At 41.4% G+C, this 19,651-nt stretch carries 27 protein-coding genes, 2 tRNA genes and 1 riboswitch; of the genes, 13 read left to right on the forward strand and 16 right to left on the reverse strand.

Going from position 1 to position 19,651, the window contains the following annotated elements:
• Window positions 1-354 precede the first annotated feature (354 nt).
• The gene (locus ICV01_RS05005; protein ID WP_215286411.1) at window positions 355-789 is read right to left on the reverse strand and encodes a Rieske 2Fe-2S domain-containing protein; all 435 of its coding nucleotides are present in this window, start codon (window positions 787-789) and stop codon (window positions 355-357) included.
• A gap of 100 nt (window positions 790-889) precedes the next feature.
• Here ICV01_RS05005 and ICV01_RS05010 point away from each other — a divergent pair, with 100 nt between their 5' ends.
• From ICV01_RS05010 to ICV01_RS05025, 4 genes are all read left to right on the forward strand, one after another.
• The gene (locus tag ICV01_RS05010; protein ID WP_215286412.1) at window positions 890-1,705 is read left to right on the forward strand and encodes an NUDIX domain-containing protein; all 816 of its coding nucleotides are present in this window, start codon (window positions 890-892) and stop codon (window positions 1,703-1,705) included.
• Window positions 1,706-1,714: 9 nt separating this feature from the next.
• Window positions 1,715-2,278 (forward strand): nicotinamide riboside transporter PnuC, encoded by a 564-nt coding sequence (pnuC, locus tag ICV01_RS05015; RefSeq protein WP_215286413.1) that lies wholly within the window; start codon window positions 1,715-1,717, stop codon window positions 2,276-2,278.
• On the forward strand, window positions 2,275-2,847 hold the full coding sequence (locus tag ICV01_RS05020) for an AAA family ATPase (RefSeq protein WP_215286414.1): 573 nt from the start codon (window positions 2,275-2,277) through the stop codon (window positions 2,845-2,847). Before pnuC ends, ICV01_RS05020 begins: the two co-directional genes overlap by 4 nt.
• Window positions 2,848-2,880: 33 nt before the next feature.
• Window positions 2,881-2,986: riboswitch (TPP riboswitch) on the forward strand.
• 37 nt (window positions 2,987-3,023) lie between these two features.
• Window positions 3,024-5,189, forward strand: coding sequence for a TonB-dependent siderophore receptor (locus ICV01_RS05025; protein ID WP_215286415.1), 2,166 nt, complete (start codon window positions 3,024-3,026; stop codon window positions 5,187-5,189).
• On the opposite strand, the gene ICV01_RS05030 is transcribed toward ICV01_RS05025, so the two are convergent.
• Window positions 5,190-5,615 (reverse strand): GNAT family N-acetyltransferase, encoded by a 426-nt coding sequence (locus tag ICV01_RS05030; protein WP_215286416.1) that lies wholly within the window; start codon window positions 5,613-5,615, stop codon window positions 5,190-5,192. It lies immediately after the preceding gene.
• Complete coding sequence (locus tag ICV01_RS05035; RefSeq protein ID WP_215286417.1) at window positions 5,612-5,962, reverse strand: DMT family protein; 351 nt, start codon at window positions 5,960-5,962, stop codon at window positions 5,612-5,614. The genes ICV01_RS05030 and ICV01_RS05035 overlap by 4 nt, the downstream gene beginning before the upstream one ends.
• 94 nt (window positions 5,963-6,056) lie before the next feature.
• Between ICV01_RS05035 and ICV01_RS05040 the strand changes: the two genes are divergently transcribed.
• Together ICV01_RS05040 and ICV01_RS05045 are read left to right on the forward strand one after the other, a co-directional pair.
• Window positions 6,057-6,132 (forward strand) — tRNA-Asn (locus tag ICV01_RS05040).
• 45 nt (window positions 6,133-6,177) lie between these two features.
• Window positions 6,178-6,261, forward strand: a tRNA-Leu gene (locus tag ICV01_RS05045).
• Between the two features lie 20 nt (window positions 6,262-6,281).
• Here the strand turns inward: ICV01_RS05045 and ICV01_RS05050 are convergent.
• Window positions 6,282-7,088, reverse strand: coding sequence for a ferritin-like domain-containing protein (locus ICV01_RS05050; protein ID WP_215286418.1), 807 nt, complete (start codon window positions 7,086-7,088; stop codon window positions 6,282-6,284).
• Window positions 7,089-7,153: 65 nt separating this feature from the next.
• A complete protein-coding gene (locus ICV01_RS05055) occupies window positions 7,154-7,495 on the reverse strand; it encodes a TfoX/Sxy family protein (protein WP_215286419.1) in 342 nt (113 codons plus the stop codon).
• Between the two features lie 50 nt (window positions 7,496-7,545).
• Here ICV01_RS05055 and ICV01_RS05060 point away from each other — a divergent pair, with 50 nt between their 5' ends.
• On the forward strand, window positions 7,546-7,755 hold the full coding sequence (locus ICV01_RS05060) for a DUF1653 domain-containing protein (protein WP_215286420.1): 210 nt from the start codon (window positions 7,546-7,548) through the stop codon (window positions 7,753-7,755).
• Here ICV01_RS05060 and ICV01_RS05065 read toward each other — a convergent pair.
• A complete protein-coding gene (locus ICV01_RS05065) occupies window positions 7,752-8,657 on the reverse strand; it encodes a DMT family transporter (protein WP_215286421.1) in 906 nt (301 codons plus the stop codon). The genes ICV01_RS05060 and ICV01_RS05065 overlap by 4 nt on opposite strands.
• A 122-nt stretch (window positions 8,658-8,779) precedes the next feature.
• On the opposite strand from ICV01_RS05065, the gene ICV01_RS05070 reads away from it, so the two are divergent.
• Complete coding sequence (locus tag ICV01_RS05070; protein WP_215286422.1) at window positions 8,780-8,989, forward strand: SlyX family protein; 210 nt, start codon at window positions 8,780-8,782, stop codon at window positions 8,987-8,989.
• Window positions 8,990-9,003: 14 nt separating this feature from the next.
• On the opposite strand, the gene ICV01_RS05075 is transcribed toward ICV01_RS05070, so the two are convergent.
• Window positions 9,004-9,564: a YaeQ family protein gene (locus ICV01_RS05075; RefSeq protein ID WP_215286423.1), complete on the reverse strand. Its 561-nt coding sequence runs from the start codon at window positions 9,562-9,564 to the stop codon at window positions 9,004-9,006.
• A 53-nt stretch (window positions 9,565-9,617) separates the two neighbouring features.
• Here ICV01_RS05075 and yjgA point away from each other — a divergent pair, with 53 nt between their 5' ends.
• Together yjgA and ICV01_RS05085 are read left to right on the forward strand one after the other, a co-directional pair.
• Window positions 9,618-9,944: a ribosome biogenesis factor YjgA gene (yjgA, locus tag ICV01_RS05080; RefSeq protein WP_215286424.1), complete on the forward strand. Its 327-nt coding sequence runs from the start codon at window positions 9,618-9,620 to the stop codon at window positions 9,942-9,944.
• 64 nt (window positions 9,945-10,008) lie between these two features.
• Entirely contained in the window at window positions 10,009-12,306 is a 2,298-nt protein-coding gene (locus tag ICV01_RS05085; protein ID WP_215286425.1) for a YgiQ family radical SAM protein, read from the forward strand.
• Window positions 12,307-12,365: 59 nt separating this feature from the next.
• Here ICV01_RS05085 and ICV01_RS05090 read toward each other — a convergent pair whose 3' ends face one another.
• The 3 genes from ICV01_RS05090 to ICV01_RS05100 all read right to left on the reverse strand — a co-directional run bounded on the left by ICV01_RS05090 (window position 12,366) and on the right by ICV01_RS05100 (window position 13,147).
• Window positions 12,366-12,533, reverse strand: coding sequence for a hypothetical protein (locus ICV01_RS05090; RefSeq protein ID WP_215286426.1), 168 nt, complete (start codon window positions 12,531-12,533; stop codon window positions 12,366-12,368).
• Entirely contained in the window at window positions 12,530-12,733 is a 204-nt protein-coding gene (locus ICV01_RS05095; protein WP_215286427.1) for a hypothetical protein, read from the reverse strand. Before ICV01_RS05095 ends, ICV01_RS05090 begins: the two co-directional genes overlap by 4 nt.
• Before the next feature lie 96 nt (window positions 12,734-12,829).
• Complete coding sequence (locus tag ICV01_RS05100) at window positions 12,830-13,147, reverse strand: DUF167 domain-containing protein (RefSeq protein ID WP_215286428.1); 318 nt, start codon at window positions 13,145-13,147, stop codon at window positions 12,830-12,832.
• Between the two features lie 45 nt (window positions 13,148-13,192).
• Here ICV01_RS05100 and ICV01_RS05105 point away from each other — a divergent pair, with 45 nt between their 5' ends.
• The gene (locus tag ICV01_RS05105) at window positions 13,193-14,479 is read left to right on the forward strand and encodes an amidase (RefSeq protein WP_215286429.1); all 1,287 of its coding nucleotides are present in this window, start codon (window positions 13,193-13,195) and stop codon (window positions 14,477-14,479) included.
• On the opposite strand, the gene ICV01_RS05110 is transcribed toward ICV01_RS05105, so the two are convergent.
• Genes ICV01_RS05110 through ICV01_RS05130 form a run of 5 tightly spaced genes read right to left on the reverse strand, consistent with a single transcriptional unit; the run spans window position 14,470 to window position 17,706 of the window.
• Window positions 14,470-15,195 carry an LrgB family protein gene (locus tag ICV01_RS05110; RefSeq protein WP_215286430.1) on the reverse strand — a complete coding sequence of 242 codons (726 nt, stop codon included), beginning with the start codon at window positions 15,193-15,195 and terminating at the stop codon, window positions 14,470-14,472. The two genes, ICV01_RS05105 and ICV01_RS05110, sit on opposite strands and share 10 nt — an antisense overlap.
• Window positions 15,185-15,535 carry a CidA/LrgA family protein gene (locus tag ICV01_RS05115; protein ID WP_215286431.1) on the reverse strand — a complete coding sequence of 117 codons (351 nt, stop codon included), beginning with the start codon at window positions 15,533-15,535 and terminating at the stop codon, window positions 15,185-15,187. The genes ICV01_RS05110 and ICV01_RS05115 overlap by 11 nt, the downstream gene beginning before the upstream one ends.
• A gap of 13 nt (window positions 15,536-15,548) precedes the next feature.
• Window positions 15,549-16,073 (reverse strand): gamma carbonic anhydrase family protein, encoded by a 525-nt coding sequence (locus ICV01_RS05120; RefSeq protein WP_215286432.1) that lies wholly within the window; start codon window positions 16,071-16,073, stop codon window positions 15,549-15,551.
• Window positions 16,074-16,101: 28 nt separating this feature from the next.
• Window positions 16,102-16,548 (reverse strand): DUF2721 domain-containing protein, encoded by a 447-nt coding sequence (locus tag ICV01_RS05125; RefSeq protein ID WP_215286433.1) that lies wholly within the window; start codon window positions 16,546-16,548, stop codon window positions 16,102-16,104.
• Between the two features lie 12 nt (window positions 16,549-16,560).
• On the reverse strand, window positions 16,561-17,706 hold the full coding sequence (locus ICV01_RS05130; protein ID WP_215286434.1) for an alpha-hydroxy acid oxidase: 1,146 nt from the start codon (window positions 17,704-17,706) through the stop codon (window positions 16,561-16,563).
• 95 nt (window positions 17,707-17,801) lie between these two features.
• Here ICV01_RS05130 and ICV01_RS05135 point away from each other — a divergent pair, with 95 nt between their 5' ends.
• On the forward strand, window positions 17,802-18,530 hold the full coding sequence (locus ICV01_RS05135; RefSeq protein ID WP_215286435.1) for a pseudouridine synthase: 729 nt from the start codon (window positions 17,802-17,804) through the stop codon (window positions 18,528-18,530).
• 19 nt (window positions 18,531-18,549) lie between these two features.
• Here the strand turns inward: ICV01_RS05135 and ICV01_RS05140 are convergent, their stop codons facing one another.
• A complete protein-coding gene (locus ICV01_RS05140; protein ID WP_215289146.1) occupies window positions 18,550-19,149 on the reverse strand; it encodes an isochorismatase family protein in 600 nt (199 codons plus the stop codon).
• 71 nt (window positions 19,150-19,220) lie between these two features.
• Between ICV01_RS05140 and ICV01_RS05145 the strand changes: the two genes are divergently transcribed.
• Window positions 19,221-19,610, forward strand: a complete 390-nt coding sequence (locus tag ICV01_RS05145) for a hypothetical protein (protein WP_215286436.1) — start codon at window positions 19,221-19,223, stop codon at window positions 19,608-19,610.
• Window positions 19,611-19,651: the final 41 nt, after the last annotated feature.

The raw sequence follows: 19,651 nt of genomic DNA on the forward strand, positions 1-19,651 counted from the left end.
AAAGCGATAACAGTAATGTAATCGCATTTGCTGCAACAATGAGCTGCACCTCAATTATGCAACCATAAATCAACCCAAGGTAACCATTGTTAATGTTGCGGCTAAGTAGCCGAGCATAGATTCCATAAAAACATTTATAAAAATTATCTTTCAGATTAATGTCAATAGGGGTAAAAAATTATTTTTCTCAAAATTTTTCAAAACTTATCCACAGCTTCTGTGGACTACTACCTCTAAAAAATAGAAAAAGTCTTATACAACATGGCTTGAAGTTGCTTGCCCAAAAAATAGGCAGATCATTTTTAAATTAAGTGAAAAATAATTTAACAAATGTAATTCTCAAAAATATTTTTCTTAAACAACTTGACACAGAAAAATCTTGCCTTCTTTTTCCTCTACATCCAGCTTAATAAGAGTAGCGCCTCGTGGGCAAGGCCCAGAAATGCATTCTCCCGTATCTGGTAAATATTGAGCATCATGAGATGCACAAATAAGCGCTGTTTTATCTTGTGTAAAAAATTTACCTGGCTGCCAATCCAATTCCATCGCCACATGAGCACAACGATTAAGGTAAGCATGAGCTATACCATCGTGACGAATCAAAAAAGCAGGCAATGTTTCATCAACTCTATGGTCTACACCACCTACTCTTTGTGCAATATCGGAAGCTCTCACCTGAAATCTAAAACCATCCTCTCCATCAACCAATAAATCTGATGGGCAAATGGAGTGGCCGGACTGCACTAAAGGTTCAAAATCTTCAGACTCGGAAATGGCTTCTTGACTCATATCTCTATATTTTTCGTTAATAATGTGAATGTTAGATTGATTATGAAGCTAATGGTTAGCTTTAGACGATAATCAAGCGATATTTAAGAATATTGTAGATATGTCATTAATTTCCGCCACAACTAGAGCTGCACTCGAGGAGTTACTTGAAACTTCTATAAGACCAGTTCCCCATCATTGGTTGAGCGTTCGCTATGGCGTTCATATTATTGGCCATATTCAGCCAGATTATGTGCCCATTATTGAGCGTTATATTGAAGAAACGGAAAGTAATGCACTTGTTCGTTTTGGCGAGCATCTTCAATTAGAAAAATTACCACCTAGCCTATTAAGCCAAGAATTAAGAGATTTAGCAGAGTTTCTCAAAAAAGAAGGCTTAGTTCCTGGTTGGCGAGGTGAAGAATTTGCTTGGGTTGATGAACTAGGCCATGAGCGTTTTAGAGTTGAACGAGCTATTTTTAGATCTTTAGGCTTTCATAGCAGAGCCTGTCATATCAATGGCTATACCCAAAATAAAGAAATCTGGCTGGGAAAACGTAGCATGACCAAAGCCACAGACCCCAACATGTTGGATAACATTGCCGCAGGCGGCATTAGTGCTGATGAAACGCCACAACAATGTGCTCTTCGAGAGCTTTGGGAAGAATCCGGCATTCCAGAAAATTTAGCTAGATTGATTGACCCGATTGGCGTTATCCATGTCAAACGTGTTGTAGAGCCCAAAGGCCTACACGATGAGAGCCTGTTTATTTTCGACCTAGAACTTCCTGATGACTTTAATCCTCAAAATAATGATGGTGAAGTTGAAGGGTTTATACGCCTACCTTTCGCAAGCGCTGCAGAATTAATCTTAGAAGGTGCGCTCACCCCCGATGCTGCAGCTGTGACTGCTGATTTCTTGCTAAGAAAAGCCTAATCAGTTCTAATGAATTTAGAAATCATTGCTTTTGTACTGTCATTGTTTTGCGTGGCATTAAATGCTAAAGGCCATGTTCTAACGTGGCCCTTAGCAATTATCAGCTCCTTAGCCTATAGCTGGGTGTTTCAAGATGCCAAGCTATTTGGTGATGCCGCCCTTCAATTAGTTTTTGTCGTTTTAGCCATCTATGGCTGGGTTAAATGGTTTAAAAAAACAACTTCATCTATAGCGTTTAGCCACATCAAAGCCAAATCAATCACTTATATGGCCATAGCTTGCTTGGCTTTATTCGTATTGATTAAATTTGCTTTAATTCAATACACCAGCTCAGACGTACCAACCATCGATGCATTCTTAACAGCAGCTAGTTTGGTGGCAACTTATATGAGCGCTCATAAGTGGATTGAGAATTGGCTAGTTTGGGCTTTCGTTGATGTTATTTATATTGGGCTTTATATATTTAAGGGCTTGTATTTAACAGCTGTGCTGTATGGGCTATTTATTGCTTTATGTGTTTTAGGCTGGCACCAATGGTCAAAGCTGATGGGCTCAGAAGGTAACAAAGCATGAGCCACATTATCAAAGTTGCCATTATTGGTGCCGAATGTACTGGCAAGACAACCTTAGCTCAAAATTTAACTGCTCTGTATCAAACAAAATATCCTGCAGCGTTTGTGCCTGAGGCACTACGTTTATTTGTGGAGAATGAAAAAAGAACGCCTAAAGCAGAAGAACAAGCATTCATCGCCCTTGAACAAAAGAATCTTGAAAAAGAACTGGCTTCGAAATTAATTCTTGAGCATGAGAACCCTGAGCTTGTATTTTTATTTTGCGACACAACACCTTTGCTAACAGGTATTTATAGCGAAGTTGTGTTTGGGGCTACCGACCAGGGTGTTAAGAAAATTGCCCAAAATCATGACTACGATTTAACACTTTTCACGCAAATTGATTTTCCATGGAAAAGCGATGGTATCCAACGCGATGGCCCACTCGCTCAAGCCAAGGTTCATTACAGAATCCAGGCTAAATTAGATAGCCTCAAGATTCCCTATCGCATAGTGAGCGGTGGTGTTCAAAAACGCCTTCAAATAACAGAAAAATACATCCAAGAACTGCTGACATCACTCGAATACTAAAAGTATTTATAATATGACTATCTAGAAGTTTTAGATATTAGCTCGGGGTCCTGCATCTAGCCTTATCGGATGTGGGTGAGAAATACCCGTTGAACCTGATCTCGATAATGCGAGCGCAGGGAAGCGTCCAAAATCGCATCCCAAACTCGCCATCGTTTAAATAAGGAGTATTAACGATGGCTTATATGCCAAAACTAAACCGTATTGCAGGCGCTTGCGCCCTGCTATTTATCATCAACTCTCAAGTTTCTGCCGAAGAAGCCCAGTTATCCCCCGTGGTGGTGACTGGTGAAAAAGGCACTGGTTATGTGGCAAAAAGTGCCATGATTGCAGGCCCTGGCGGTACTCAAGAAGTTAACTTAAAAGACTTACCTGCATCAGTAACAGTTATTACACGTGATCTTTTAGACGATAAACAAGTAAAGGTTATGTCTGAAGCTGTTCGCTTAGATGCCTCAATTGGCGACTACTATTCACCTGTTGGCTATTATGAAAATTTATATGTCCGTGGTTTTCAATTGGACCCAGCAACAAGTTTTAGAGTAAACGGTTTAACGGTTACCGGCGAACAAAATTTCGCATTTGAAAATAAAGAACGTATGGAAATTCTTAAGGGTGTTAGCGCTCTCGAGGTAGGCGCAGCGTCACCTGGAGGAATCGTTAATTTTGTAACTAAGCGCCCTAAAGAAGTAACATCATTTACTGTCGGCACTGGTGAAAGAGGCACCGCCTATACCGCAGTTGATTACGGAACTTTTTTTGATGAGGCTAAAACCCTAGGTATTCGCATTAATGCAGCACATGAGAATATCAGGCCATTTGTTGCTGGCGCTGAAGGTAAACGAGATTTTGCAAGCATAGCTATCGATGCAAAAATAAGTAATCAAACTAAAGTTGAGCTTGATTTTGAGTATCAAAACAAAAGTGAAAGATCAGTTCCTTCTTTGATGATGTTGGGAGATGCCCCTAATATGAGCTTTCCCAATGTGCCAGCGGATATCATGCTTGGACGCTATTCATGGGTACCGCCAACGGACATTATTTCAACCAATGCAAGCCTAAAAATTACTCATGAAATTGACAACTCACTGAAAGGATTTTTTAACTTAGGTCATAGTGAAGTAAAAATAAATGATCAGTCTCTTTATGCCTATGGGTGCACAGACTCCTCCTCTGTATGGCATATAAATTTCTGCTCCAATGGTAACTATGATGCTTATGACTTTAGAAGCTTAGGGGAAATAAGAAGAAACGATCAAATTCAAACCGGTCTAACAGGGAACCATCAGTGGTTAGGCATGAAACACTCTTGGACAATTGGAATTGATGAGTTAATTCGGTCTGTATACAAGGGAAATTCGATCTATTACTGGGTTGGAACAGATAATTTAAGCCAGCCTTCTAACATTATGCCAACGCCAGCACCTGCAGGTACTGTTTATAAAATTCTTGATCACTCCCAATCAAGCATATTCCTGAATGATCAAATAGACTTAAACAGCCAAGCAAAGTTATTTGCTGGTCTAAGAGCTATGCAAATGCGCCAAAAAGCATACGAAGTAACCACTGGAGATGCATATGCTGAACTAAACAAATGGTGGCTCTTGCCTCAAATTGGTTTAAGTTATGCACTAACTCCTCAAATAACTAACTATGTAAGTTACAGTAAAGGAGTTGAACCTGGAACTATTGCCTTATCTGACAGCTTTGTAAATCGAATAGTCATGCCTCCTAAACAAACAGAGCAATATGAAATAGGTAGCAAATTATTGATTAACGCTGATTCGCTGTTGAGCTTTGCTCTTTTTCAAATGAGACGACCTAATGAGTTTTCTTTATACGATAGCGGCATACTCTACAAACTCTATCAAGAAGGCACGGTAACTAATCGTGGAGCAGAAATTTCACTGGCTCAAAAAGTTACTAATCGTCTAAATTTACTCGCTAGCGCCATGTATTTGAGAGCTGATCAATCAGGCGCAGTCACTGACCCGACTCAAAATGGCAAACAAGCTATTGGCATCCCACACTGGAGAAGCATTGTTAACGCTGATTATTTGATACCTAACTACGAACGCTTAAGTATTCAAGGTAGCTGGACTTATAGCTCAGGGAAGCCAATCGACATGCAAAACACAATGCAAGCGCCAAGTTACAACAAGTTTGATGCAGGCCTAAAGTATCTTGATAGAGTTGGTAAAGCCCAAGCTACTTATCGCATATTTGTAGAAAACATTTTTAATAAGTTCTATTGGCGAGATGTAAGTCAAAGCTTTGGCGCTAATATGCTTTACCCCGGAGCCCCAAGAATCATCAGAGCTACAGCCACTTTTGATTTTTAATCAAATCTCTAAGCGCATTTCAACATGATCAATACCCACTTCATCGAAGATCGGGCCATGAGGTTCAAAGCCTGATTGAGCATAAAAAGAAATTGCGTGAACTTGGGCGTGCAAGATAAATTCTTGTACGCCTTTTTCTTTTCCAACCTCTATTAACTTCAAAAGAATTGCCTTACCAAACCCCCTCCCTCGATGAGAGGCATCTATAGCCATACGCCCTATTCTTGCTTTTGCGCCATTAATAATTAAGCGTCCCGTGCCTACAGCAACACCATCAACTGTTAATACAGCATGCCAAGCTACCGTATCAAGATGATCCCACTCCTCTTCTTCGGGGATAGATTGAGCCTTAACAAAAGCTTCATACCGAATAGGCTTAACGAAATCTTTTGCCAAGTTCCAGGTAGTTACTTCTAAATTCATCATCTGAATATAAAGTACACAGCACCCAAAAGACATAATCCAGCCCAAATAAAATCAATCTTAAATGGCTGCCCCATATATAAAACTGAAAATGGCACAAAAACAGCTAAGGTAATAATTTCTTGCGTAATCTTTAACTGAGCTAAATTGAAATGCTCAAAACCAATTCGATTGGCTGGCACCTGTAATGCATATTCAAAAAATGCAATCCCCCAACTTAAAATTGCAGCTATCCACCAAGGTTTATCGGATAAGTTTTTGAGATGGGCATACCAAGCAAAAGTCATAAAGACATTTGACATAACGAGTAAGCCTACAAAACTGATAGGGGCCAAGATAGTTGATTGCATTTTTCCAGTCAGATGAATGAGTTATAGGGGATATTAAAACAAAGACATGGAAAATTTGGCATCTTTTAAAAATAAGGCTATAATCTCGGTCTATTCCTCGATAGCTCAGTCGGTAGAGCGCCGGACTGTTAATCCGTAGGTCCCTGGTTCGAGCCCAGGTCGAGGAGCCAAATAACTAAGAAGCTTCTAAGGTGTATTTAGAGGCTTTTTTATTAGCCCTGGTGGTGGAATGGTAGACACGCCGGTCTTAGAAGCCGGTGCCGAGAGGCGTGAGAGTTCGAGTCTCTCCTGGGGCACCATCAAATACAAATAATCTCAGTTACGGATGTATATCTAAGGCCAATAACTCAGCCTCCGTAAACCCTGCAGCTTTTCTAGCCAAATAATTAAAAGGCCCTCTTAATTTAGGTGCCTCATATTTTTCCATCAAATCAGCATAAGCCTTAATGGGATCAACAGACTCTCGTTGGCATAAATAGTTAAACCAATAATTGCCAATTTGCACATGCCCCACTTCATCATTCAGAATAATTTGTAAGATTTTGACTGTTTCAGGGTCATTTGCTTGAGCCAATTTCTCTTGAATAGGCGGTAAAGCATCTAACCCTCTTGATTCCATCGTGCGCGGCACTAAAGCCATCCTAGCTAATAAAGAATCGGTGGTCTTACTCACCATCTCCCATAAGCTGTTATGTGCTGGGAAATCCCCATACTGAAAGCCTTGAACCTTGAGATGCTGATTTAATAAATCAAAGTGATAAGCCTCTTCTTGAGCAACCCTCAACCAATCTTCGTAATATTGCTGAGGCATATGAGGAAAACGCCAAATAGCATCTAAAGCCAAATTAATCGCATTGAACTCTATATGCGCCAATGCGTGGATTAAGACAGCTCTACCCTCTTGTGTATGCATCGATCGACGCTTCACCAACCCTGGGTTCACCAATATAGGGTTCTCCGGCCGACCAGGAATCACAACCCCATCATCGGTGATACTTCTACTCACATCTAAAGCAACATGACCATTTAAATAGTCTTCGCGCAAACGGGCAACACCCTGCCCCTTTAAGGTTGGGTCTGAGATACTTAACAGATGGAGTGCCGTTAACCTAAGCTCTTGATGCATGAGCCCAATTATCCACTTTCCGAAACAACCTTCATAGATAAAGGATGCAACTCAGCTAATAACTCTCAGGCATTCTTAACCCTTAGGGCCGCTCCCAATGCTTTTCTAGCCCACTCAATTGCCATCGGCGGCTCATCATATATATCCAATGGCACCTCAAAGAAAGATAGCTCTATTGTTTTCTTTTTACCTACTTTATCTATCCGTTCATAAGAGAATGGCCTCAATGAGCGCTTAGAAAAGTCTGAGCTTGTTAAATGATCCACCTTAAGATAAAGAACACCACCAATAAAAATAGCGAACATCACACCATCTTTAAAGACCCCATAACCCCCAAACATTTTTCGAATATTTAAAGGTTGTAATGGTTCCCATAACTCAAGAATTAGTTCTAACTGCTGATCCATGTGAATATCTTATATGATGATTACCTCACCAACAATTTGATTCAGCACCCATGAACCTTCTTCAAAGCTCTCAAGGCAAGTTCCCCCCAGGCAGCCAACTTAAACATTTAAAAACTGGTGGGCACTATCGTGTGATTGGCCTAGCAAAAATTGAAGCCACCTTAGAAATAGCTTATGTCTATGAATCATTACAAACTAAAGACTACTGGATTAGGCCGCAAGCAGAAATGGAAGATGGCCGATTTGAACTCTGTATTTAACGTAGTTTAATTTTTGATGAAACCAATATACCTAACAAAATTAAACAAAAAGCCAAAGCATGAAATAACTGAGGCATCTCGCCAAGTAAAACAGCAGACATAACTGCTGCGAATACAGGCGTTAAATTAGAAAAAAATGATGCGACAGCAGGGCCGGCCTCCTGAACCCCCAAACCCCAACATCTAAAGGCAATAATGGATGGCCCAATCGCGATGTAAATCAACAAAGCCAATACCCAAGCGTTGAACTGAAAATGAAAAGTACCTGTCATTGCTTCCACACCTGAAAAAGCAATCGATGAAATTAAACCAAAAATAACTTGTGCCAACAAGAATTCAGCCCAATGCCACTGACGCTCGTTGCTTGAACCAGGCTTCGTTAACATCCAGCTATAAAAACCCCAGATAATGGTTCCAAACAAGATAAATAAATCTCCAACGACCAGATGGATATTTAACAATGCCGATATTTCACCGCGAGACAGAACCACCATCACCCCTAAAATGGAAATAAAGGCGCCAACAAGCTGACGCCATTCAGGGCGAACATCATAAAAAACTGCACCAATCAACAACATCCAGATAGGCATTGATGCTGCAATCAAAGTCACATTAATAGGTGTTGATGTTTGCAAAGATAAATATTGGAGCGTGTTGTACCCACCCACAGCAAACAAGCCCAAAAGAAAAAAACGTGTCTTATGTTTCCATAAAGGGCTTTGCTTCTTAAGAATTCGCCAGCCTAAGGGAAGCAAAACTAAAGCGGCAAAAATCCAACGAAACAGATTTAACGTCATAGGAGAAACAATACCAACTGACATACGCCCCAAAACCGCATTGCTTGCCCACAACAAAGGAGACAAACTCATCAAAAAAATAATGCGAGGAGACAAATGGGTCATTTTTAATTAGCTTCTTCAACTGAAGTGCCTATCATAATGCTTCAAATCTACATTTGCTCGATGAGCCCCTAATCAGCTATGCTTACACGTATCAAGCTTTTATAAAGCATTAAAGGGAATATATGTCAGTTGATGAGCGCATCACCAATCTTGAAATCAAACTTAGCTTCACTGAAGACTTAATTGAAGAGCTCAATCAAACTGTTTACAAACAACAGCAGCAAATCGAGTTGCTTTACAAAGAAATTAAAGCACTAAAAATACAAATGGCTAATAGCATGCCAGTTGAAGGAGGCAGTAGCCTGCGCGACGAAATACCGCCACACTATTAGCCCGCTAACTTAGCTTACTTCCAACGCTCACAAGTTACTTCAAGCGTCCCCTTCTCGCAGCTCAACATCAAATGGCCATCTTGTATGGTTGCTTGTATTTGCATAGTTCGCTCTGCCCACATCGCTAACTGTTGAGAAATATCAGCACTCACCCGATACACAGACAACTTATCCATTCTAGTTAACTTGTTCTCTATTCCCTTCCACCAAACCTCTGCAGCATGGTGATAAGCATAGACAACTACTTTTTCAGATTTAGAACAGGCTCTGCTCAAAGGCTTTTCTTCTGGTTGCCCCACCTCTACCCATAGCTTAGTTTGCCCAGTAAAGTCTTTTAACCAAACATCCGGCTCATCAGGATCCGATAATCCGGCACCAAACACCAACTGACCATCCCCATTACAAAGATCATTTAAAAAATGAGCGTTAAAAGATAATGCCAATAAACGCATCATCATGCGCTCATCTGTTTCACTAGGATGTCTAGCCAAGGTCAAACTGTGATCAGCGTAGTAACCATGATCAATATCAGCCACAGACAGATTGACTTTAAATATAGTTGCTTTAGTGGCCATAAGGTATTTTTACTTTTCTATCAGTATTTGCAGGAGTCTGCGAAAATAGCATTATGAAGCAATCAAATTACCAGGAAGAAGATCCAGCGTTTGAAAAACCGAGCAAATCGGAAATTAAACGCCGTCTAGAAGCTCGCCATAACTTAGCTGAGGAAATTAGCCAATTAACCCCAGATAAATGGAAACAAATGCCTTTGCCAGAGGACTTTCTAGAGGCTCTTCATCAAACTGCTCATGTTCGCAGTCATGGTGGCATACGCCGTCATATCGCTTATTTAGGAAAATTGATGGGAGGACTTGAAGAATCCGAAGTTCAAGCCATCAAACAAGCGTTTATTACTATTGTTGGCGTCAAAAAAGCCACCAGAATGAAAATTTAAGACCCACCGTTGCTCCATAAGCCATAACAAGCAAGAAAAGCTTAAAAAGCCTAAAATTACGCCTGTGAATGCCCCCGTACCTCTATCGCTAATTCCAAGCGCTCCAACACTCGATTCTTTCCCTAAATACTGGGCTGAGTGCTTTGGCACATCTACTTTCTTACCTATGAGCAAGAAAGAAATGGATCAGCTTGGTTGGGATAGTTGCGACATCATCATTGTTACTGGCGATGCCTATGTGGATCACCCTAGTTTTGGCATGGCCATTATTGGTCGATTATTAGAGTCACAGGGTTTTAGAGTTGGCATCATTGCTCAACCTGACTGGCAATCTGCAGACCCATTTAAAGGATTGGGCAAACCCAACCTCTTCTTTGGTGTAGCCGCTGGCAACATGGACTCCATGATCAATCGCTATACGGCTGATCGCAAAGTTCGTAGTGACGATGCTTACACTCCTGGTGGCATTGGCGGCAAACGCCCAGATCGTTGCTCCCTTGTTTACGCACAACGATGCCGAGAAGCCTACCCCGAAGTTCCTATTGTGATGGGTGGCATTGAAGCATCATTACGCCGTATTGCGCACTATGATTATTGGCAAGACAAAGTACGTCGCTCAATTCTGATTGACGCTAAAGCAGACATTCTTTTATACGGTAATGCCGAAAGAGCTGTTGTTGAAATCGCCCATCGCCTAGCCAAAGGCGAAGAAATTGGCCAAATCAACAATATCAGAGGAACAGCTTTTGTAAGACGACATCCAGCTCCTGGATTTACAGAAATTGATTCAAGTACCGTTGATATCCCTGGCACGATTGATGCCCCTATCAACCCTTACTTAACTCCTGATGAGCAAGCTCAAAATCAAGGTACTAGCTGCAAAAAAACAGATGGTTCACTAGATAACGCTACAACTCAAGCGGTGCAAATTATTCCAAGCCCTAAAAAACGCTTAGAAAGAGACACCACAGTTATTCGCCTACCGAGCTATGAGGCGGTAAAAAGAGATCCTGTTTTATATGCTCACGCAAATCGCGTGCTGCATCTTGAAACAAACCCGGGCAATGCAAGAGCTTTGGTGCAGCAACATGGTGAAGGTGCATCTATTCGTGATGTTTGGCTAAACCCTCCTGCTGTCCCTCTTACAACCCAAGAAATGGATCTGGTTTTTGATTTACCTTATGCACGAGCTCCGCATCCATCATATGGAGATGCCAAAATTCCAGCATGGGACATGATTCGTTTTTCAGTCAATATCATGCGTGGTTGCTTTGGCGGCTGTACTTTCTGCTCTATTACTGAACACGAAGGTCGCATTATTCAAAATAGATCATCTAACTCCATCATCAAAGAAATTGAAGATATTAGAGATAAAGTTCCTGGCTTTACCGGCATCATTTCTGACTTAGGTGGACCAACGGCGAACATGTATCGCATCGCGTGCAAATCAAAAGAAATTGAAGCCCACTGCCGCAAACCATCCTGTGTCTACCCAGATATTTGCCCTAATTTAAATACAGACCATACGCCACTAATCCAACTCTATCGTCGCGCTAGAGCACTCCCAGGAATTAAAAAAATATTAATTGGCTCAGGCCTTCGCTATGACCTAGCAGTCAAAGCTCCTGCTTATATCAAAGAACTAGTTAGCCATCATGTCGGGGGCTACCTGAAGATCGCGCCAGAGCACACAGAACAAGGCCCTTTATCGAAAATGATGAAGCCTGGAATGGGTGCTTACGATAAATTCAAAGAGTTATTTGATAAATACTCAAAAGAAGCTGGCAAAGAACAATATTTAATTCCTTACTTTATTGCAGCTCATCCTGGTACCAGTGATGAAGACATGATGCGCCTAGCTGTTTGGCTAAAGAAAAATGGCTTTAGAGCGGATCAAGTTCAAACTTTTTACCCCTCTCCTATGGCCACCGCCACAGCGATGTATCACACCAACAAAAATCCTCTACGCAAAGTCACAAGAGATAGTGAAACAGTGGATATTGTTCGTGGCGAAAAACGTCGTCGTTTACATAAAGCTTTCTTGCGTTATCACGATGCTAATAACTGGCCTCTTTTACGTGAAGCATTAAAGAAAATGGGGCGCGCTGATCTTATTGGCAATGGTAAGCACCATTTAATTCCGAACTATCAACCAACAACGGATGGCAGCTATCAAAGTCCTCGTCGAAAAAACTCATCGCTAGGAAAAGCAGTCGCTCCTGTAGCACATAACCCACGGGACTTTTCAGTGCCACAAAAGCCTGCTCGCGGAAAAATGCTCACTCAACATACTGGCCTACCACCACGCGCAGGCACGACCAATAAAAATAAAGCCAGAACAAAATCTCCACAAAAAAAATAACCCGCTCATCATCTAGCGGGTTTTTAAATATACTTACATGGTCTTAGGTATCCCTCATACTAGGTCTTAAAATCTGACTTAAGCATATCTTGATTCTCTTCTTTAGGACTTTTATCTTTTGACTCATCATTAGATTTAGAGCGGCTTGCTTCAGCATAACAAAAAATACAAAATGCAAATAGCATAGCAACACCAAGTATTAAAAATCCAAAAACTTCTCTATTCATTCTTTTTCCTTCAAGATATAGCTTCCCATCAGAAATAAACATGTTGAAGCCAGCAAAAGAGCTAAAGTTTTTAACTCATACATCACAATTTCAATATCAGAAAATGACATACCGATGGCTGCAATCAATGCAGTCAATGACAATGAGTGCAAATATTTCGAATAAGCATCAATTTGCTCTTTATTTGCATTACGAAACAACTTAAATACGCATTTGAATTTTTATCCCCTCCAATCGTTGAAAGAGAATCATGTTGCTTATGATTATTATAAGTAATTACATCTAAGCCTTTATGGTTAATTGGCCAAGTGAAATGTCTCCTGAATAACTTCAGAACTCACACCAGACACTCTCACTCTTTTTAATCGACTTAAATCTCCAGCCAATAACTCAACAGATGTGCGACTAATATGAAGTTGCTTTGATATCCAAAATACCAGAGCTTCATTAGCCTTACCTTCAACTGGCGGTGCTGCAAGCCTAATTTTTAAACGTCCGTCATGCTCACCCTGAACTTCAGTTTTCTTAGCTCCTGGCTGGCAATAGAGAGCCAAAACATAGGCGTTTGATTGACCAGAATCTTCTTTTAACCAAACCGGTAAATGTGAACTCATACGTCTATTTGAGCACAAAGTTTTCATCAAGGGTAAGATAATCCCATGACAGCCCCCTATCTTCTATCAGCAACAGATGCCATTAAAAAAATCCAGTCAAATGAACTGACAGCTGAGCAGCTAGTTCGAGCATGCATCGAGCACATAGAAGAAAAAGAACCCATAACGCATGCTTGGGTTTCAAACAATTTTCCTGCTGCCATTGAACGAGCAAGGTATTTAGATCGATCTGCTAATCAAGGTATGTTGCATGGCATTCCATTTGGCGCCAAAGACTTATTTGATACCCATGACTTTGCAACATCTTATGGGTCACCCATTTACGCCAACAATCGACCTAGTGCAGATGCCGTACATATTGCTATGATGCGACAAGCTGGAGGTGTTTTATTAGGGAAAACCGTTACAACTGAATTTGCAACTTTCAAGGGCGGACCAACGACCAACCCAGCCAACCCTAAACATACCCCAGGAGGCTCTTCTAGTGGTTCGGCTGCTGCTGTGGCTGATTTCATGGTTCCATTAGCCACAGGCAGTCAAACTGCTGGATCCATTATTAGACCAGCTTCCTTTTGTGGTGTCATTGGCTACAAACCCACTTTTGGAAAAATTAGTTTAGGTGGATCTAAATCCTTATCGCCGTCATTAGACACTTTAGGTAGTTTTAGCAGAACAGTAGAAGATGCAGCTTTATGCGTTGCTGCCATGACAGGCGACCGGGAGTTAGCAAATATTAAAAATATTAATGCGCACATCAAAATTGCCACATGCTTAACAGCTGATGGCTCGCTTGCATCCAAAGAAACAATTGATGCCATCTATCAATCCAGCATCGACATAGGTAAGCTCTTCAATACTCCGATTGCAGACTATAAACTGCCCGCCCTATTTTCTGACATGTCAGAACGACACAGTCGCATCATGTCATTTGAAGCAACAAAAAGTTTTACTTTTGAACAAAACAATTATTCAGAGCAATTAAGCCAACAATTAAAAGGCTTAATTAAACTAGGCAATGCTATTAGCTATGAAAGCTACTCCAAAGATTTAGAAATCGCGCAGACAGCGCAAATGGAACTAAATCGATTATTCAACCACGATGTAGACATACTCATTACACCAAGCGCTATTGGTGAAGCCCCCAAAGGGCTGGCCCAAACCGGCGATCCAATTTTTTGCCGAACGTGGACGCTCATGGGCCTACCTTGCATCACGCTTCCACTGCATCTGGGCCCCAACGGTTTACCCATTGGCATTCAATTAGTAGCGGGGAAAGGACGTGATTCACTACTTTTATCAGTAGCTCATACGATGATGAATCTTCAAAGATAATTCTTCAAAAGAGGAATCAGTAAAGCTCCTAGAATGCCATGCAAGCCCATCGCCAAACTAGCATAAGTGCCTGCCTCTGGATGAACGGCAAACGCCCTTGATGTCCCAATGCCATGCGCTGCAGTTCCCATGGCAAAGCCTCGTTGCCACCATTGTTTCATCCCCAGTAGATTTAGGATCGTACTACCTAACATTGCCCCTAAGATACCAGTTACGATGGCAAAAACAGCTGTTAGCGTGGGCGAAACACCTAATCTCTCTGCGATACCCATTGCGATTGGCGCTGTCACAGACTTAGGATAAAAAGCTCCAATAATTGCAGCATCCGCCCCCAACAATGTCGCAACACCAACAGCACTAACAATTGAGACCACTCCACCACACAGCAAGGCAACTAGCAATGGAATCAATCTAGATCTCAAAGAGCTAATACCACGATAAATAGGAACAGCTAAAGATACCGTTGCCGTTCCCAATAGAAAATGAACAAACTGAGCGCCCTCAAAATATGTTTGATAAGGCATATCAACGACATATAAACAAATAGCTACCAATAACACCGCAATAGCTACCGGATTAGCCAATGGATACTTATCAGTCTTCTGGTAACACAAATGTCCAACTTGGTAGGCAGTCAAAGTCAAAATCAAAGCAAATAAAGGACTACCCGATAGGTATACCCATATCTCTGCAATTTTTAGGCCATCAGGAGTCATGAGCATCCCTTTTTGCAGTAAAACGCAAAACCAGAGCCGTCACAGCAATCGTTGACACAACACTTACTAATAACGCCGCTATAACAGACCAAGCATGAGCACGAAGCTGAGGCAAAAATAAAACAACTCCGACAGCTGCTGGAATAAACAACACTCCTAAATGCTGACTAAACGCATCAGATACTAAAGATAGGGAGGCATTAACGTGCCTCCGCACCAATAAAAATATCAACAGAAATATCAACCCTAAAACTGGGCCGGGAATAATAGGCAATAAAAAATGGGAGACTAACTCTCCTAAACCTTGCCAAAGAAGTATCTGAACCAACCCTGAAATCATGGCTCGATCTTTTTTATAAAATTTCCACCAAGTGTTCTTTGAAAAGATTTTTCTTCATGATGTAGTGTTGTGCACTAGCTTTCAATCCCGCGATAGCCTCTGGCGATAACTCTTTAACAACTTTAGCAGGAGAACCGAGGATTAAAGAGTTATCAGGAAAAACCTTTCCCTCAGTAACAACAGAGCCAGCGCCTACTAAACAATTTTTACCGATCACCGCACGATTAAGCACTACAGCTTGAATACCAATTAAGGATCCTTCCCCAATCGTACAACCATGAAGCATCGCCTGATGTCCCACTGTGACACCATCGGCCAAGGTCAATGGGCAACCGATATCCGTATGCATGATGGTACCCTCTTGAACGTTACTACCTTTACCAATCGTGATTGGCTCGTTATCTCCTCGCGCAACCACACCAGCCCATACACTCGAGTCCTCATGTAGAACCACATCACCAATCAGTGTCGCCTCTTTAGCGACATAAGAACTAGCATGAATGGAAGGTTTCTTATCTTTTAGTTGATAAATAGCCACGGCAATCTCCAGAATAGATACTTAAAAATTACTGATGAGGTTTCCAACGAATGGAATAAGAGGCAATTAACACTTCAAATAACAAAGTAATTAATGCCAAGACAAAAGAACCAATACCACCAACAAATGTATACAACACAAAGTTAGAAATTAGCAATTTCCCACCAGATGTATCGGCGAAAAAAAGTTCCAACACGGTTAAACCAATCATGATGGCGCAAAATACCAACATAATCATCGCCACGTTGATCAAGCGCCCTCTTTTTGCGATATTTTTTAACTCTTGGTCATAGTCATTTCGAATACTGTCTTTAAGACCCTCAACAGAAATTTCCTTATGCAAAACTCTAGCTCTATCAATCACTCTACCTAAACGTTGCGTCATAGCACCAATCATGCCAGCAACAGCTGTTAATAAAAAAACAGGTGCCACTGCCAATTGAATACTTTCACCTAGCGCCATCGGACTCATCATGACCTACCCTTATTAAAATGTACCCGGATACAAAATATCTTTTGTAACGTTTTGAATATCGCGATGACCTGTAAATGCCATCGTTAAATCTAACTCTCGATGAATAATCTCAAGGCATTTAGTTACACCCGCCTCACCCATTGCTCCCAAACCGTTTAAAAAAGGTCTGCCAATTAAAGTGCCTCGCGCGCCTAAAGCCCATGCTTTTAGAACATCTTGTCCAGAACGTATACCACCATCCACCCAAACCTCGATATCTTTACCAACTGCATCAACAATACCTGGCAAAGCATGGATACTTGAAACAGCACCATCTAGCTGACGCCCCCCATGATTAGAAACTACCAAAGCATCAGCGCCAGAGTTAGCTGCTAAACGCGCATCTCCTTCATCCAAGATACCTTTGATGATTAACTTCCCACCCCACAATTTCTTAATCCACTCCACATCTGCCCAACTTAAAGCTGGATCAAACTGCTCAGCAGTCCAAGAAGAAAGTGATGACATATCACCAACCCCTGTTGCATGCCCCACAATATTCCTAAATGTGCGGCGAGGTGTCATCGCCATATTGAGACACCAACGTGGTTTAGTCATCATATTGATGATATTAGGAATAGTTAATTTAGGAGGGGCAGTTAAACCATTTTTAATATCTTTATGACGTTGCCCTAAGATCTGCAAATCTAAAGTCAGTACTAATGCAGAGCATTTTGCCGCTTTAGCGCGCTCGATTAGGCGCTCAATAAAAAATCGATCTTTCATGACATATAACTGAAACCAAAAAGGCTTCGTAGTTCGCTCAGCGACATCTTCAATCGAACAAATACTCATCGTTGACAAGCAAAATGGCACTCCAAATTTCTCAGCAGCCTTAGCAGCAAGAATTTCACCATCAGCATGTTGCATACCTGTTAACCCTGTCGGGGCCAAACCAACAGGCATCATCACATCCTGACCAACCATCGTAGTTTTAGTGGTACGGTTCTCCATATTCACTGCCACTTTTTGGCGAAGTTTTATTTTTTGATAATCTGCCTCGTTAGACCGATAGGTTGACTCAGTCCAAGACCCCGAATCACAGTAGTCATAAAACATCTTCGGTGTACGTTTTTTATGAAGAATTCTTAAATCTTCAATATTGGTAATGATTGGCATACCCCTATCTCCTTATTCTTTATATTAGTTCAACTGTACTCTGTAGTATCCTCAGAATCAGTCATTTTGAACATTATATGAATACCTGAATAAGCATGGCAAAACCTTTAACTTTAGAAAAAATACTATTTAGCCAAGGTTTTGGCACCCGCCGCTATTGCAGCGACCTCGTATATGCTGATCTAGTCAAGGTTAATGGGGTCTTAGCAGAAGACCCCGAAGAAAAAATACCCCCAGAAAACCTTCAATTAGAGGTAGATGGCCAAGCTTGGGAGTTCCATGAAAAGGCCTATGTTGCCTTCCATAAGCCCGTTGGCTATGAATGCTCCCACAAAACCAGTCACCACCCTAGCGTTTACGGCTTACTGCCTCAACCGCTTATTGAAAGAGGGATTCAATGTGTTGGCCGCCTCGACTGGGACACCACAGGGCTACTACTACTTTCCGATGACGGTCAATTTATTCACAAAATGACCAGCCCCAAAAAAAACATTGGAAAAATTTACGATATCACCACGGCGGAGCCTATCACTCAGAAACAAATCGATCATCTGTTAAATGGCGTCATTTTGGACGATGACCCTAAACCATGTTTCGCGAAAGCTTGCGTGCAAAAAGAGGATAAATTATTAGCTATGACGATAGTTGAGGGGCGCTACCATCAAGTAAAACGGATGCTAGCAGCAGCAGGCAATCATGTCGCTGGGCTCCATCGATCAACAATTGGCGCATACACAATGCCAACAGATTTGGCGGAAGGCCAATGGCGTTGGCTATACCCTCAAGACCTACAAGAGCTAGGGAAGAACATCGATATAGCCTAAAAAGGATCTATAAGGGTATTTATTTAATCAAATCTAAAGCCGCTTTAAAAGCGGGATGCTCGCAGGATTGCAACCACTCAAAAATCACCATCTCTGTAGTTACCAATTCAGCACCATTACTAGCCAATCGATCAAAAGCTGCATCGCGATTAGCCTCAGTTCTAGAGCTACAAGCATCGGTCACAACCCAAACATCAAACTCCTCATCAATTAAACCTAATGCTGTCTGCAATAAGCAGACATGAGCCTCACAGCCAGCAAGAACAATCGTATTCCTCTCATCTTGAGGTTCTTGCTTACGTTGTAAATGCTTAGGCAAACTACGGGCGTTTCCTTGTGGTTTAGCTGGAGCCCTTAACCATTCGCCAAGACCATCTTCACAAGCTCCAAAATGCATCTTGGTGAGTGTTTTCTGGCACAAGGCTTTTAACTCAGGCGGATTCTCCCCTAGCTTTTCTGGATATTGCTCTGTGGCAAAGATTGGCAATTTAAGAAGCTTAGCTATTTTAGCTAACTTAAGTGCATTGACCAAAACCTGATCAGCATCATAAATGGCAGGCATCAACTTAGCCTGGTAATCGACTAGTACCAATTGAGATTCATCAGCGTTTAGGAGTATGGACATATGGAACTTTTTTTATCTATGATGGAGGTAAGCTATTTTCGTATAAAACAGTTAAGAAAGGGAGAATGATTCATATGCTGGCTCTTCTAATAGTTATCCCGTTTATTTTTTTCGTTCTTTACATTAATGCTATTAGCAAAACATTGCGCGCCATTGACCCTGAAATGCGCACCCAATCACCAGGGATGGCCTGGCTACTATTAATCCCAGTTTTCAATGTAATTTGGTTTTTCTTTTTAATTAAAGCTATTCAAGAGGGGTTTGGCCGCATGCAAAATGCTGGTCGTTTGAAAAAAGAAGTCGACACCGGCTACAACATGGGACTTGCTGCCGGCGTTTGTTGGGTTGCGAGCATTATTCCAAGACTTATGTTTCTAGCATTTATACCTTTATTTGTTTTCTCGGTACTACACTGGAATAAATTACAAAAAGCTAGGCAAGCGGTTATTCAATGATGATTAAGCATTAAAAAAGGCTCCCTAAGGAGCCTTTTTGG

Source organism: Polynucleobacter sp. MWH-Spelu-300-X4, assembly GCF_018687515.1.
GTDB lineage: Bacteria > Pseudomonadota > Gammaproteobacteria > Burkholderiales > Burkholderiaceae > Polynucleobacter.